The following is a 15539-nucleotide window of genomic DNA, read 5'->3' as shown; positions in this document are numbered from 1 at the left end:
AGAATTCCAGTCAGCCTAGCCTCCACTACGAAGATTGGTGAATGGGAAGGGAAATTAAGAACACGGTACCCTGACCCGGTGCTGAAATACACTCCAATCGCCCCCCGTGTTTTTCCACCACAATCTGGTAACTAATCGACAGCCCTAGACCTGTACCGGAACCGACGGGTTTGGTTGTAAAGAAGGGATCGAAAATCCTTCGCTGTACCTCCTGGGCCATCCCAGGCCCGTTGTCACTAATCAGAATAATCACCTCATTGCGCTCCGATAAAACCTCTGTGCAAATCCAAATCAATCCCGGATGGCTTTTGAACAGGTTAGACGAACCCTGTTTGTTAACCCCTTCGATCGCCTCGCAAGCGTTGCGAGATTCGATCGCGTCTATCGCATTCGTCAGGATATTCATAAACACCTGATTGAGTTGCCCCGCATAGCACTGCACTTTGGGCAGATTCCTGTAGTCCTTAATGACTTGGATATCTGGTTCTTCGGGTTGTTGGGCTTTCAGGCGATGAGCGAGAATCAACAAGCTATTATCAATCCCCTCGTGAATGTCCACCCATTTCATCTCGGCCTCATCCACCCGCGAGAAGTTCCTCAAGGATAGGACAATCTGACGGATGCGATCAGCACCGCCCTTCATGGATGACACGATTTTGGGGAAATCCTCTTTCATGAAATCGAGGTCAATTTCCGCCACCGCCGTTCCAATCTCTGGTGCAGGACGGGGGTAGTATTGCTGATAAAGTTGAATCAGATCGAGCAATTGTTCGGCATATTCACTCACATAAGTGAGATTGCCATAGATAAAATTAACAGGATTGTTAATTTCGTGCGCGATCCCCGCCACCAATTGCCCTAAAGAAGACATTTTTTCGCTTTGCACCAATTGAGCCTGGGTTTGCTGGAGTTCATGCAACGCTTGTTTAAGCTGGGTTGCTTGCTCTTGAGCTGCCGCTGCGGTTGTGCGACTTTGCTCCAAAAGTTCGGCTTGGTCAATGGCGATCGCAATTTGGTCGGCTACCGCCTCTAGCAGTTCTACTTCCTCCTCACGCCAAGGTCTTGAACCCGTTGAGTGACCACAGCTAACCACTCCAATTTCGCCGGATGTGGTATGAATCGGCAGTGCCAACATCGCGGTGTAGCCCAAACTGAAGAAAAACTTGCGCTCGGCGGCATCTGTTAAACTCCTCGCATTATCCACACGAGTGATTTCCTTGTTAAACACCCGACGGGTCAAGGGGCCAAAAGTGGCAAGAGGCACACAGTGACCAATAACGCTCGGAAAAGCCGGACTCCTCGCTTCGGTCACCACCTCCCAAACCGGTTGAGTAGCATCTGCTCTATACCACAAGAAAAAACATCTGTCAATCTGCAACAAGTTACGAATTTCATGCACCGCTGTTTCTAAAATGGTATTGAGGTCGAGAGAACGACGAATCTGACTCGCCAGTTGGTTCAGCAAAGCCTCCCTCTGGGCGATTTCTCGAAATCTAGCCTCTGATTGCCGAAGTTCCTCTTCTGATTGTTGGTGTTCCAACAAGGCTCCCACCCACTGCGCCATCAGCTTCAACAGTGCCTTGTCTCCGGCTGTAAAAGGATGTTGGCGTGCCTGGAGACTAAAAAAGCTTAAGCTGCCGTATATTTGACCCGCTACCACCACTGACATACCAAGATAGGCTTCCAGTCGCGTCGATCTGTAGGCAGGGAGATGACGCCAGGAAGAAGTTCCAGCCGATGCAAACGCAATTGGTTCTTTCGTGCCCAACGTTACGCTGCAATACGTCTGCTCTAGATTCCACATTGTGCCTTGGGCAATGGGAAAGCTAGATTTGGGCGCAACTTGAGCAGCAATGACTTCATAGACATTGTTTTTCACCCGACCTAAAGCCCCCATTTCCAGCCCAAATCGGCGGCGTCCTAGGGCTAACAATCCTTGCAGGCGTTGCTCAAAGCTGAGTTTTCGGGCTGTGCTGACTTTATAGATGGCTCGCAGGGTTTCTTCCGTGCGCTTGCGCTCCATCATTTCGTGTTTCAGCGCTTCCGCTTGCTCTTGGGCTTTGATAGTGGCAATGCGACTTTGATTTAAGAGTTCCGCTTGTTGAATGGCGATCGCCAGTTGCTCGGCAACGGCTAAGGCGAGTTGCACCTCTGAGTCTTGCCAAGCGTAAGCACGATTTTCGACAAACAAGCTGAGACTTCCCCAAAGTTTGGAGCCAAAGTGCAACGGAACCCATAACCCAGCACCGGGAAATGTTTGAGAAAAGTGGTAGTTAATTTCATCTTCACACTGATTTGTGTGATCAATCAAAACTACTTCTGAGTGTTTCAATCGAGCGGCAATCCGATTGTCCTCATCCGGAGTTTCTAAACCTAACGCGACGGGTAAATCGGAGGAGGCTCGATAATCGGCGACATTCAACCACAGCTTGCGTTCTGGCAAATATTGCACTACAAGCGCCCGATCTACGGGCAAGAGTTTGCCAATTTCTGCAACGGCGGTGAAAAAAATGGTCTCTAAATCCAGAGAGTTGCGGATGGATTGGACAAGCTGATGTAGCGCCTGCTCTTTGAGAAGGCGTTGTTGCAGCGCTTTTTCTGCCTGCTTACATTGAGTAATGTCGCGAGTTACACCGAGCAAAAACCGGATCGTCCCGTCTTGGGCGAACTCTGGAACAATACGAGCCTGATAAAATTTAAGACCACTGGCTGTGGGAAAGTCGAATTCAATCATCCCTTCCCGCCCAGTTACCAATACCTCCAACAATGCCTCATTCCAACCCGTCACGAACTCCTGTGGCATACCCAATTCTTGATGCGTTTTGCCAATAAATGTCTGTCTCGGTATCCCCGTGCTGCGTTCCACGGCTGGATTGACGTACACATGGCGTAATTGCGGATCAAACCGCACAATCAAGTCCGGTGAATGTTCCACCAAGGCTCTAAACTCTTGTTCACGCAGATGTAAAAGTTCTTCAGCTTGTTTTCGCTCATTGATTTCTTGCTGAAGTCGTTCTAAGGTTGTTGTGAGTTTAGCAGTACGCTGTGCGACTAATTCTTCCAGGTGTTCCTGATATTGAGCCTGGGATAGAGCAATACTAACTTGGTCAGCGAGTTGCTTCAAAACTTCAATTTCACCAGTTGACCACTGCCTGGGATGAGCGCACTGATGGGCGACCAATAAACCCCAAAGTTCTTCTTGGAGGACAATCGGTACAACTAATTTGGACTGCACTCCAAATTGTTGGAGAAATTCAACCATGCAAGGAGAAACATCAGCGTTTTCTACATTTTTAATCGCCCGAATCCGTCCAGAGACATAGAGCTGATGGTACTCTTGGGGAAAAACTTCGGGTTCAAAGACTTGCCCCAGAACCGTTGGCCAACCCGGCAAAACCGCTTCTGTCACTCCGCTCCCGGTTCCATCTGGCCAAAGCCGATAGATTAAAACTCGATCCGCCTCCAGCAACTCTCGCACTTCCGTAACTGTGGTTTGTAGAATGTCCTCCAACTGCAAAGACTGGCGAATCTTTAGAGTGATTTTAGCCAATAACTGTGTCCACTGGTCTTGCTGAGCGGACTGTTTGCTCCAGGCATTGGCTTGATTTAAGTTAGGAGAGATAGGTTTTCGTTCTTTTTTCAATGTCCATTCTGTCTCTGTGTTATTAAAAATTGATTCCGTCATGTGAGCTAAGCTGTGATTGAAATCCGAGTTGCAGCTCTGCATCGATTTTTCCGGCTCCAATTCAATTGGCATTTTATTTTTCTTGACAACAAAATAAAATACTCTCCTCACAATCAAGGGATAGTTTAGAGAGTGAAAAATTATTGAAATTCAATCAAGATAAATTTCGTTTATTGAAAACTAATCCCTTATGGTAAAACTCGATAGTCTTTTTCAGAAAATATAAAACTCTATAAACTCATCTACTGCATAACAAAACCAAGGAGGCTCAAACCTATCCTCTAGCGGCTTTGTATTCTTGCCGGGGTGATGAAAGATAAAATTTGATGGCCTAACAAGAACCCTCTTTCGTTAGAAGTGTATATATAATTCTTGCCATATTTGGCAACAAATGTAAGTCTATTTAAGAAGTATTTACACAATCTTATTGCAACTTTACTTACGGGGATGTGTGGATGCTGTTATCTTCATCATTCCCGGTAAGTAAGTACTCCCAACTTTTCTAGAGACTCCTCTATGCATGGTTTTAGAGAAGCCTTGTACAAGCTATAGACTTGTAGAGGAGCCTCATGAAAATTTTATGTATTATTCAATACATAATAACTTAAGGTTGAGGCAACGGCAGCGTGACCGTAAACGTTGTGCCAACGCTCCCCTCACTGGCTACGAAAATCTCGCCTCCCTGCAATTCCACGCACTGTTTAACCACAAATAAACCCAAGCTGCTGGCAGCAACGCTGCCAAGGGAACTGCCTCGGTGAAATGCCTTGAACAGTAATTCTTGGTCTTCTGGAGATATGCCGGAGCCAGAATCTTGAATGTGAAAAACGACCTGTTCTTCTTGACAAATCAGCTCCATCTTGACTTTGCTGCCTTCTGGAGAAGACTTAATCGCATTGAGCAGTAAATTGGTGAGCAGGTGCCGCAGTAGTTTTTTGTCCATACAGACATCGGCCCCATGACATTCACTGATGAAGCTAAGTTGATGCAAGAAACCTGCACCGTGCTGTACATCTTCGGTCAACTCACGGCAGAACTCGGTTAGATTGAGCAAAGCCGGATTTAAGCTCAGTTCTTTTGCTTCTAACTTCTTAATCAACAACAGGTTATGCAAGAGCTGATTGATGCGTCTAACATTCGCTTGAATCAGTTGCAGATAGTAGAGCAGTTTTTCATCGGCTTCTGGCTGAGCGTTCGTTTCAATTAACTTAGTGCAAGCGAAAATATTGTTGAGTGGATTCCGCAGTTCCCGCACAACGACCGAGACAAAGTAAGAAAAGTGAGCTTGGAGAGTACTCAATTCGTCTTCTTTGGCTAAGGCTTCACTCATCGCCACGGCGGCAAGTTTTTGCTCCGTGACATCTCTAACCGTGACGACAACCGCCTCCGGTTTATTGTTGATGTCACTAATCGGCGTCATGGTATATTCATAATCCCGGATGCCGTCTACAGTAGGAAAGCTGGCTTCATCTACCATCGCTTGTCCCGTTGCAAATACGGTGGCGCGTTGAGCATCCAAGCGTTCCATCACCTCCGCCGGTAACTCTAGCTGTTGCCAGGTTTTACTGATAAAATCGCTTTGAGTCCAACCTAAAGCTTGTGCCGCGGCTCGATTCACATAGATGTATTTGCCGGTGCGATCGCAGACAAAGAAGAATTCAGACGTACTCGAAAGAATATCATTCAAGATTTTCCCTAACTGTTCCAGCAAGGGAGCCAGTTGTTGATTGGGAGTTTCCAGCAACTGGTTTAAGCTATTTTTCTGCTCTTGTAGACTAATTTCTAACTTCTTAGTCGCTTGCTGCTGTTTAATGGCTTCCTGATACTCAATGCTATGTTGCTGTGCGGCTTTAAGCTGACGCAGGGCTGTAATATCTTCTAAGATACAGGTCGCCAAGGTGGGTTCAGACTGAGTTCCCCGCACGAGAGAAAAGGTCAAGCGTCCCCACTGCATCGAGCTATCGTGATGCGAGAGGCACTTTTCTAGCTGGTAAGAGCAACGCCGTCCTGCCATCAATTCTTGAAACATGGCTGACTCCATACCGGGTTCATCCAAGTTCAGCAACGTGGGGAAACGAGACTGCAACTCTTGGGCGCTATACCCCAGGGTTTCCTGAAGTGTGCGGTTGCTTTTGAGTATGCGACCCTGGTTGTCTAGGAGTGCGATGCCAACCGCCGAGTTTTCAAACATAGCACGAAACAGGCGATCGCTCTGGGTTTGGGCAGACTCCTTTTTGGGGGATGTCAAGTCTTGCATCTGCCAGCGCAACCCCACCACCTCACCTTGGGAATTCTTGAACGGTGCTACAGTAAACGACACCCTAAAGGACGCACCACGCCAACGCTGAAGCTGAACTTGCCAATTTTTAATCGACTCGCCCTTTTGCAACTGACGCAGATGGGAGTAGAAGTCGCGACGTTCTTCAGGAGCCACAAACACCACTAAAGGTTTACCGACCAAACGTTCTGTGGGGACATTGAGCAACTGTGCTGCCGTCTGATTGACTTCTAGCAGGGAAGATTCTTTATCCGTTACCAGGTAGCCATTTGGGGCCAATTCAAACAGTTCTTGGTAGTGCTGACGCTGTTGCTCAGTGGCGTTGCAGTTTTCGGCTAACACCTCATTTTGTTGGCGGAGTTGCTCGGCAGCCACTTGTAGCTCTTGCAGGGAAAGCGAGAGTTCCTCCAAACTCTGGCTTAGGTGTGCTTGCGGCTTTTCAGGAATTTCATCGGCATCCTGCCATAGCTGAGCCGATGGCTTTGGCAGTTCGTCCACCTGTCGCCACAGTGCCTCTAATCGCTGGAGGGATAGCGCGAGTTGTTGGTCAAAAATTTCGTAAGTCATAGCGATATCTGCGCCTCATCCTTTTGTCCTGACGGTGAACTTCTGCGGACTGGACAGTTCTGCTTGTTTTCAGGCTTATCCTTGGCGGAATCTTTACCAGCAGAGGGTTTGAAAATTTGTATCATAGCAAAAACAAATCGCTGAATCAGAGTTCTTCAACAACCCCAAAGAAGTCTCCCTTTTCACCGCACAACTCCAGTCAACGCAGTAGGGTGGGGAGACAAGTCTAAGCCCCGACCTTAACGCAGTAGGCCGGGGTATTTGACAGAGTCAGCGATCGCATATACTTTTACACAAAATTAGGAGTGACGTAGCGATATCCCCCACCCCTCACCCCCCTCTGGGTGTTGCTTTAAGGTGCCAAACGACACTTGTTAGGTTTTAAGCTTGTAGCAATGACTCACCACCATCAATCCACATTTCCGTGCCAGTAATATGGCTGGAAGCATCTGAGGCCAAAAATAACACGAGCTGAGCCACCTGCTCAGCGGAGCCTGATTTGCCATCCGTCAGTGGAATCCTACCCTCAGGAAACTCAACGGGTTCCTTAATTTCCTCTAAATCCCGTTGCTCAGTACTTTCATTAATATTCGTGGTGATGGCTCCTGGACAAATCACATTGACGCGGATACGGTGCTTGGCAAGTTCTAATGCCACCATCTTGGTAAAGGCAACTTGAGCGGCTTTGGTGCAAGAGTAAGCTGTAGCCCCCGTATTGCTAAAGATGCGTGTGCCATTCACAGAGGAGGTGATAATCACGGAGCCACCCTGTTTTTTCAGGTAAGGCACGGCATACTTAACCGTTAAGAAGGTGCCGGTGAGATTGACATTAATCGTTTTATTCCATTCCTGAGGTTCTAACTCCTCAATCGGTGCCCAGACACCATTAATCCCAGCATTGGCGAAAACGATATCGAGACGCCCCCACTGATTGATTACCTTTTGCACCGCCGGTTGCATCTCATCGGGTTGGGAAATATCGGCAGCGACGGGTATGGCTTCACCCCCAGAATTCTGGATTTGAGCAACCGTTTCTTGCAGTTCGTCCTCGGTTCGCCCTAAGGCAGCGATTTTTACCCCTTCTTTTGCCAGCATTAGGGAAGCCGCCTTCCCGATACCGGAACCGGCACCTGTAATTAATGCGACTTTCCCTGTCAGTGGCATGGCCTATTCTCCCTTAATTCTTTAATTTGATGGTTCAACAAAGGGAAAGAGATGATCATCCCTCTTGTGAGGGAAGTCTGAAGCGGTTAGCCTTCATCATCGACATTCCTGGTGCTGCGGACATAACCGCCTTGGGCAATTTCCCATGCACCACCGGCGTTGCCTGTCAAGTTACAGTCTTCAACGGTGGCTTCACCTTTGTTGTAGACGGCGATCGCTTTTCCGCCGTTTTGATTAATTTGACAACGCCGGATGATTAATTTGGCACCTTGTCCAATTCCTACCCCGGAACTGCCATTTTCAAAAATATCGCAGTCTTCCACCGTGCCCCTGGCATTGTTGGAAACCCAAATTCCATTCCATTTCCCTTGATAGATGTGGCAGCGACGGATGACGGGGTTAGCTGTTGGGCCACCAATCGCCACCACGCTATAGTTGGAATTGGCTGTAATATTACAGTCTTCGAGGATGAGTTGCCCTTGGGAAATATCCACGGTGTAATGTCTGCCTAGCTCGCTCAGGGTTAAACCACGTACCAAGGCAGATTCAGTTTGCATCCGTAGGCAATTCGAGTCCTCACTCTCGATAATGATTTCCTCTAGTTCCCCATCGCCAATAATTTCTAGGGTCTTGTCGATCATTAAGCTTTCTTGGTATAACCCTGGACGGATGAAAATGCGATCGCCCTCTTTGGCGTTGCGGATGGCCTCACGAATGGTACGATAGTCCCCTTGACCCTGTTGAGACACAATCCAACCTTCCTTCCTGGAAACGGTTACGTCCGACGGAGAGATGTCCATCGGTTGTGATACTTCAACAGGCTGCGGCTGGCTGGATATCGGCTCTGAGGTGAGCGTTTCTAATGGGTTTTGCAGTTGGGATGGTTGGGAGCGCAATGGCTCTCGCTCTTGACTCACTGGGGCTAATTGGCGTTGCAACTGAGAAAGTTGGGAGTGCAGTTGAGTGCGTTCCTGCTGAAGAGTGAGCAGTTGGTTTTGCAGTTCAGTGAACTCGGACTGTAGCGGCGCACGTTCTTGTTGAACATTGTCGATTTGCTGGCGCAGTTCGGACAGTTGCGAGTGCAGATACTCTCGTTCCTGAGTTAGGGTTTCTAACTGACTTTGCAGTTGGGGCAGTTGAAAGTTTAGGTACTCACTCGCTTGCTGAGTCTGCTCGAATTGGCTTTGTAATTGAGGCAGTTGTAAGTCGAGTTGAGTGCGCTCCTGCTGGACATTGAGCAACTGGTTTTGCAGTTCGGCAAACTCCGAATGTAGCGGCGTAGGCTCTGAGGTGAGGCTGTAGATTTGCTGACGCAATTGAGACAGTTGGGAGGATAGGTATTCGCGCTCCTGAGTTAGGGTTTCCAGTTGGCTTTGCAGCTCCAACAGTTGGAAATTGAGATACTCGCGCTCTTGATTGCTCGTTTCTAATTCCTGTTGCAGTTGGGGAAGTTGTAAATGTAGTTGGCTGCGCTCTTGCTGGACATTGAGCAATTGGTTTTGCAGTTCGGCGAACTCCGAATGTAGCGGCGCAGGTTCTGAGGTGAGGCTGTAGATTTGCTGACGCAATTGAGACAGTTGGGAGGATAGATATTCGCGCTCCTGAGTTAGGGTTTTTAGTTGGCTTTGCAGTTCCAACAGTTGGAAATTGAGATACTCGCGCTCTTGGTTGTTTGTTTCTAATTCCTGTTGCAGTTGGGGAAGTTGTAAATGTAGTTGGCTGCGCTCTTGCTGGACATTGAGCAATTGGTTTTGGAGTTCGGCAAACTCCGAATGTAGCGGCGCAGGTTCTGAGGTGAGGCTGTAGATTTGCTGACGCAATTGAGACAGTTGGGAGGATAGATATTCGCGCTCCTGAGTTAGGGTTTCTAGTTGGCTTTGCAGTTCTAAGAATTGGAAATTGAGATACTCACGCTCTTGGTTGCTCGTGTCTAATTCCTGTTGCAGTTGGGGTAGTTGCGAGTGGAGTTGGCTGCGCTCTTGCTGAATCGTGAGAAACTGGTTTTGGAATTCGGCGAACTCCGAATGTAGGGGTACGCTCTCCTGCTGAACGCCGTCAATTTGCTGGCGCAGTTGTGAGAGTTGCCCATGCAATTGTTCTCGTTCCTGAGTTAGGGTTTCCAGTTGGCTTTGCACTTCTAAGAATTGGAAGTTTAGGTACTCACGTTCTGGAGTGGTTGCCTCTAACTGAGTTTGCAGTTGGGGAAGTTGAGAGGACAGTTGGCTGCACTCTTGCTGAATCATGAGAAACTGGTTTTGTAGTTCAGCAAACTCCGAGTGTAGCGGTACGTTCTCCTGCTGAACGCCTTCAATTTGCTGGCGCAGTTGTGAGAGTTGCCCATACAATTGCTCTCGTTCCTGAGTTAGGGTTTCCAGTTGGTTTTGCAGTTCTAAGAGTTGGAAGTTTAGCTCCTCGCGCTCTTGAGTGATTGCTTCTAACTCAGTTTGCAGTTGGGGAAGTTGAGAGAACAGTTGGTTGCGTTCTTGCTGAATCGTGAGAAACTGGTTTTGCAGTTCTGCTACTTGGGAATTGAGTTGCAGACGCTCCTCATCTTTGGTGTCTACATGGGTTTGGAGTTCTGAGACTTGAGAGTGGAGCTGGGAGTAATTCTGCTGGATACTTTCTATCTGAGTCGGTAACGTTGTGAGTTCAGCAGGAAGTGAAGTACGTTCCTGCTGTAATTGCCTATCTAGATCATCTAAGCGTGTTTCAAACTGTAATAGAGCGTTTTTGGCGCGCTCATGGCTGATGCGGTTACGTGCGTTTGTCTGCTTGTTCAACCAAATGGCTACGGAACCCACGATCAAGGCGATCAAGCCTATGATTAAAATTAAATTGTCCATATGGCTATTATTGGTGTATGGAAATAATGGCTAGTGTGCCCTTGTTAACTCATCCAGGCTGGAGTATCACTATCTAAAAAATCATAAGTCTGATTGAGTCTCGGTTGGAGCTAATTCAACCGTTTTGATGATAGAAAATGATGATGTTATTCCTCAACAGAACGATCGCTCTCTTACAGTAGTAATATGCATAGTGCTTGAGGCAAGCTAGTCAATACCTCCAAACAACACCCGCGTCAAGCGGCAGGCCAACAATTTTGAGGACTCTGGTAATGTCATTTCATGAACAGAACATCGCAGCCTTCATTGAGTTATTGAAAACTAAGCGATCGCTCTTTTCTCCTCAAGATTGGGCAATCCTAGATAAGCTCGCCGCTTCCCTGCCTCAGGATGAAGAGAAGATATCAGAAATAATTGCCACTTGGTACGAAAAGCGTCCCAAAATTCTCGACGCTCAGTTAGATATCCTCAACACGCTGCTGAATAATGAACTCAAGGTGAATCGAGCCGTCGGCAGCACTTTAACCAGTGCTAACGTCGAAGCTGATGTAGATTACCGAACTGAACTGATTAATGCCATTAAAAAAAGTGGAAAATCCATGTAGGGGCAAGACATGCCTTGCCCTGACAATGACTCACTACACCTCGACTTTCACGCCTTTCCAGAACGCTATATAGCCTTCAATATTCTTTGCCGCGTCTTTCGCTGTCGGATAGTACCAAGCGGCATCCTTGTTAACCTGTCCGTCCACTTCAACGCTGTAGTAGCTAGCAACGCCCTTCCAAGGACAGGTGGTATGGGTATTGCTCTCCTTAAAGTACTCCTTCTTGATGGCGTCTGGGGGGAAGTATTGATTGTTTTCCACCACTACGCACTTGTCGCTCTCGGCAATAACCGCACCATTCCAGATTGCTTTTGGCATTGTTACTTTACTTAATAAACGCTCCAGATACTATTATGACCTGAGTTCAAGGCCAGAACCTGAACGAGGCCAAACAAGGTTCAAATCTGCGGTTGGTACAATAATCGCATCGTCAGCGCAAAAACCATCAATCATGTACCAGTTGCAATCCCTGGAGGAAGCACTCAAACACTTCTTTGGTTACGATGCCTTTCGTCCAGGACAAAGACAGATTGTTGAAGAAGCGCTCGCGCAACGGGATTTACTGGTTATCATGCCCACAGGAGGCGGGAAGTCTCTGTGTTTCCAACTGCCAGCCCTGCTGAAACCGGGTTTAACGGTCGTGGTATCCCCCTTGATTGCTCTAATGCAAGACCAAGTGGATGCCCTCGTGGATAATGGGATTGGGGCTACATTCCTCAATAGTACGCTGAGTTGGGACGATGTGCGATCGCGTGAACTCGCCATCCTCAACGGCAAAATTAAACTGCTCTACGTCGCACCGGAACGCTTACTGGGAGAGAAATTTCTGCCCTTTCTGGAGAAAGTGCGGGCACAAATTGGCATTTCCGCTTTTGCCATTGATGAAGCGCACTGCGTTTCGGAGTGGGGGCACGACTTCCGTCCGGAATATCGCCAAATGAAACAATTGCGCCAGCGTTATCCCGATATCCCCATTCTCGCCCTCACTGCCACCGCCACCAAACGTGTGCAACAGGATATCCTAGAACAACTGACGTTGCGGCAACCGGGAGTTCACATTGCCAGCTTCAACCGTCCCAACCTCTACTACGAAGTTCAACCCAAAGAACGCCACAGCTACAACCAACTTTTAAAAAAAATTAAATCCCATAAAGGCTCAGGCATTGTTTACTGCTTAAGTCGTCGTGCGGTGGATGAAGTCGCCTTTCGCCTCCAGAAAGATGGAATTGATGCATTGCCCTACCATGCGGGGATGAGTGATGAAGCCAGGGCAACCAATCAAACGCGCTTCATTCGGGATGATGTGCAGGTGATGGTAGCCACCATTGCGTTTGGGATGGGTATTAACAAGCCCGATGTCCGCTTCGTCATCCACTACGACTTACCCCACAATTTAGAGCGATACTATCAGGAATCAGGACGCGCAGGACGCGATGGCGAACCGGCACATTGTACCCTCTTCTTCGGTGCGGCTGATATCCGCACCATTGATTATCTCATCGAGCAAAAACCCGATCCCAAAGAACAACGAGTTGCCCGTCAGCAGTTGCGTCAGGTAATCGATTACGCGGAAGGAACCGATTGTCGCCGGACCATTCAACTCCGTTATTTTGGCGAACGGTTTAAAGGGAATTGTGAAAACTGTGATAACTGCCGTAACCCCAAACCGGTAGAAGATTGGACGATTGAAGCGCAAAAGTTTCTCTCTTGCGTAGCACGTTGCAAAGAACGTTTCGGTATAACTCATATTATTGATGTGCTGAGGGGTTCTAGAAAGCAGAAGATTGAGCAGTATGGGCATCACCTGCTCTCTACTTATGGGATTGGCAAGGATAGAAGTGCTGATGATTGGAAGATGTTGGGGCGATCGCTTTTACATCAAGGATTACTCGATGAAACGACCGATGGTTACCGAATTTTAAAGCTAAATAAATTGAGTTGGGAAGTCCTGCGAAGTCAGCGAACGGTTGAAATTGCTATTACTCAGACTCCAGTTGCTAAAGCGTTAGCAGAGATTAATCCTAGAAGCGCTGAAGCCGAAATGTTGTTGGAACGCCTACGAAAGTTACGCAAACAAATAGCCGATGCTCACTCGGTTGCGCCTTATGTTGTTTTTGCAGATTCTAGCCTAAGATTGATGGCGCAGCAACAACCCCAAACCCTGGAAGCGTTTGCCAAAATTTCCGGGGTTGTGACAAATAAAGTTAATCAATATGGGGATAAATTTGTTTCAGAAATTCGGGCATTTTGTCAAGAACAAAAATTACCTGTTCCTCTGCCTGCCAATACTCACATGGTGACGCTGCAATACTATCAGCAAGGGTTGAGTGTTGAAGAAATTGCTCAAAAACGCGGTTTTACTCCTCGTACAATTGTGACTCATTTGAGTGAGTTACTGGAAATGAAACAGCCAGTGGATTTAAATCAGTTGGTGGTTCCGGAACGGCAAAAAACTATACTTCAAGGGATTCAAGCTGTAGGTGAGGGGTCGCTTAAAACCATTCGGGAACATTTGGGAGAGGAATATAGTTATGAGGAAATTCAACTGGTGCGATCTTGGTGGCGGAGGGAACGATGATGTTGCTGCAACTGGACTAACTTTGACAATTAGAAATGCACATAATGCTTTGTTTCAGTCATTTGATCCAATTGTCCGATTTCTTTTCTCTGTTTGTATTAACTCCGTAGCCTTTGTCCTGGCATCATTAGCCATCCCGTCAGTATTTACAGTCAACTAGATATATTCAGTTGATTGTAAGTAGAATAAATGTCTCTATCTTCTTACTTCAGAGTAAATTGAACACTGGTTGCTTCAGGAATGCTTTGTGGAAACAACCGCCCCTGTAATCCATAAGTGATGAAAGCCAGGTACTCGTAGAATACCATCAGAGCTTTTCTCTTAGGCGCTAAATCCGACGGTAGCGGACTGCTATGGGGAATAACTTGAAACCCGAAATGACGAAAGGTAAGGAGCGATCGCAACATGTGAGGGGGGTCAGTTACGAGTAAAATTGTCCTAACTCCTTGAGGTTGTAGCACTGCTGCTGTAAATTCAGCATTTTCCTTCGTGGTACGAGAACAATCTTCGTGAGCTAGCGCTTGATTGGGAATACCTTCTGCGGTGAATAGCTCAATTGTTTCAGAAGCATCTCCTGCACCACTAGCAAAAATTAAGGGTGCTCGATGGGCTTGCCAAAGTTTAGCCGCCACTTCTACTCTAGATGCTCTAAATTGATAACCACGTCCTAACACAACAATTGCATCCACCGTTTCACCAGAATCTTTAGGTAAAAAAGCAACTAATCCTTGACTGGCTAAAGCAACGGTTAATGAAGAAGTGGCTGTAAAATAAATCACCAATAAAATAATTCCTAAACCAGCGAATAAATGCTTCCAACGCCGTCGGGGAATCAGCCAAAGGAATCCTACCACTATGACCAGTGGAACTAACATTAAGGTCGGTGTCATGAGCCACTGAGAAAACAGGTTCTTCAAGGTCAGCCAGTGGGTCATAGAGTGGTCGCACCAAGCGGGGTCAAGCATCGGATTTCACTGTTCATCATGAAGGTACATTCACCGCAATATTAGGCTAGGTTCCCTTTCTAGTTGTTCAATTGAAAATCAGGACGTAAGGAAGTGAAAGATATTCCTAACGATAGTTGTAGACAGAGATTGAGCGAAGTTCTTGCATAAGAAGACACATACAAGAGATAGGGACTACAGTCACCTAACCCAAATTGACGGTTCCATTGTTATATTCCATGAATGTCTCATCCAATCCGGTATATGAATATCAATTTAGGGGAAGTTTGCCAATTGATGCCGCTAGTTATGTAATGCGACAGGCAGACTCTGATTGATATAACGGACTCAAAGCTGGGGAATTTTGTTACGTACTCAACTCCCGGCAGATGGGGCAATCGAGTTTACGGGTACGAAGGATGCAGCGTCTAAAAGCAGAGGATTTGGCTTGTGCGGCGATTGATATTACGGTGAGCGGTGCCTGGAATATTACTCCAGAACAATGGTATGCCGGAGTAATTGATAGCCTTGTTGGCAGCCTGAATTTATATTAAAAATTTGATTTATTCACCAGGTGGACTGGCAAGATTTGCTGTCGAATGTTCAGCAATTGAGTAAGCTTATTTAATAAATTTTACTCAAATTAATTACCTAGAATTTTGCGAGTCAATTGTATCTTTTGCAATAACCAGTCCACCGTACTTCGGCTTATTTGAATCTGGCCTTTTGCGGACAATAGCTCACATGATTTTTCTAAGGTTGCATCATTGTGATCGATTGCGAGGTTCTATTCCAGACACCTCATATTCAGAAGATTTATTATTTTTCTCTGCCTAGACTGATGGAAGAGCGGTATAGAGAATTTTGGCTTTATT

General features: G+C 46.9%; 8 protein-coding genes and 1 pseudogene. 3 read left to right on the top strand and 6 right to left on the bottom strand.

Annotated elements, in window-relative coordinates:
* Positions 1–25 precede the first annotated feature (25 nt).
* The 4 genes from NDI48_12825 to NDI48_12810 all read right to left on the bottom strand — a co-directional run bounded on the left by NDI48_12825 (position 26) and on the right by NDI48_12810 (position 10537).
* Entirely contained in the window at positions 26–3757 is a 3732-nt protein-coding gene (locus tag NDI48_12825) for a GAF domain-containing protein (GenBank protein ID MEP0832087.1), read from the bottom strand.
* A gap of 532 nt (positions 3758–4289) precedes the next feature.
* Positions 4290–6530, bottom strand: coding sequence for a PAS domain S-box protein (locus NDI48_12820; GenBank protein MEP0832086.1), 2241 nt, complete (start codon positions 6528–6530; stop codon positions 4290–4292).
* A 381-nt stretch (positions 6531–6911) separates the two neighbouring features.
* Complete coding sequence (locus NDI48_12815; protein ID MEP0832085.1) at positions 6912–7694, bottom strand: SDR family oxidoreductase; 783 nt, start codon at positions 7692–7694, stop codon at positions 6912–6914.
* 86 nt (positions 7695–7780) lie between these two features.
* The gene (locus tag NDI48_12810) at positions 7781–10537 is read right to left on the bottom strand and encodes a pectinesterase family protein (GenBank protein MEP0832084.1); all 2757 of its coding nucleotides are present in this window, start codon (positions 10535–10537) and stop codon (positions 7781–7783) included.
* Positions 10538–10809: 272 nt separating this feature from the next.
* Between NDI48_12810 and NDI48_12805 the strand changes: the two genes are divergently transcribed.
* Complete coding sequence (locus tag NDI48_12805) at positions 10810–11142, top strand: hypothetical protein (GenBank protein ID MEP0832083.1); 333 nt, start codon at positions 10810–10812, stop codon at positions 11140–11142.
* Positions 11143–11175: 33 nt separating this feature from the next.
* Here NDI48_12805 and NDI48_12800 read toward each other — a convergent pair whose 3' ends face one another.
* The gene (locus NDI48_12800) at positions 11176–11460 is read right to left on the bottom strand and encodes a DUF427 domain-containing protein (protein MEP0832082.1); all 285 of its coding nucleotides are present in this window, start codon (positions 11458–11460) and stop codon (positions 11176–11178) included.
* 133 nt (positions 11461–11593) lie between these two features.
* On the opposite strand from NDI48_12800, the gene recQ reads away from it, so the two are divergent.
* Positions 11594–13720 carry a DNA helicase RecQ gene (gene recQ, locus NDI48_12795; protein MEP0832081.1) on the top strand — a complete coding sequence of 709 codons (2127 nt, stop codon included), beginning with the start codon at positions 11594–11596 and terminating at the stop codon, positions 13718–13720.
* Between the two features lie 203 nt (positions 13721–13923).
* Here recQ and NDI48_12790 read toward each other — a convergent pair whose 3' ends face one another.
* Positions 13924–14685, bottom strand: a complete 762-nt coding sequence (locus NDI48_12790) for a YdcF family protein (GenBank protein ID MEP0832080.1) — start codon at positions 14683–14685, stop codon at positions 13924–13926.
* A 218-nt stretch (positions 14686–14903) separates the two neighbouring features.
* Here NDI48_12790 and NDI48_12785 point away from each other — a divergent pair.
* A pseudogene (locus tag NDI48_12785) lies at positions 14904–15289 on the top strand (hypothetical protein).
* Positions 15290–15539 lie beyond the last annotated feature (250 nt).

Source organism: Microcoleus sp. AS-A8, from assembly GCA_039962225.1.
Classification (GTDB): domain Bacteria; phylum Cyanobacteriota; class Cyanobacteriia; order Cyanobacteriales; family Coleofasciculaceae; genus Allocoleopsis.
Note: the sequence above shows the minus strand (reverse complement) of the source record. Positions and strands in the feature narration are given on the sequence as shown.

What these genes read in the sequence shown, in the direction of transcription:
- NDI48_12825 (MEP0832087.1), bottom strand. Translation starts at nt 3,757, where the DNA reads ATGCCAATTGAATTGGAGCCGGAAAAATCGATGCAGAGCTGCAACTCG.
- NDI48_12820 (MEP0832086.1), bottom strand. Translation starts at nt 6,530, where the DNA reads ATGACTTACGAAATTTTTGACCAACAACTCGCGCTATCCCTCCAGCGA.
- NDI48_12815 (MEP0832085.1), bottom strand. Translation starts at nt 7,694, where the DNA reads ATGCCACTGACAGGGAAAGTCGCATTAATTACAGGTGCCGGTTCCGGT.
- NDI48_12810 (MEP0832084.1), bottom strand. Translation starts at nt 10,537, where the DNA reads ATGGACAATTTAATTTTAATCATAGGCTTGATCGCCTTGATCGTGGGT.
- NDI48_12805 (MEP0832083.1), top strand. Translation starts at nt 10,810, where the DNA reads ATGTCATTTCATGAACAGAACATCGCAGCCTTCATTGAGTTATTGAAA.
- NDI48_12800 (MEP0832082.1), bottom strand. Translation starts at nt 11,460, where the DNA reads ATGCCAAAAGCAATCTGGAATGGTGCGGTTATTGCCGAGAGCGACAAG.
- recQ (MEP0832081.1), top strand. Translation starts at nt 11,594, where the DNA reads ATGTACCAGTTGCAATCCCTGGAGGAAGCACTCAAACACTTCTTTGGT.
- NDI48_12790 (MEP0832080.1), bottom strand. Translation starts at nt 14,685, where the DNA reads ATGCTTGACCCCGCTTGGTGCGACCACTCTATGACCCACTGGCTGACC.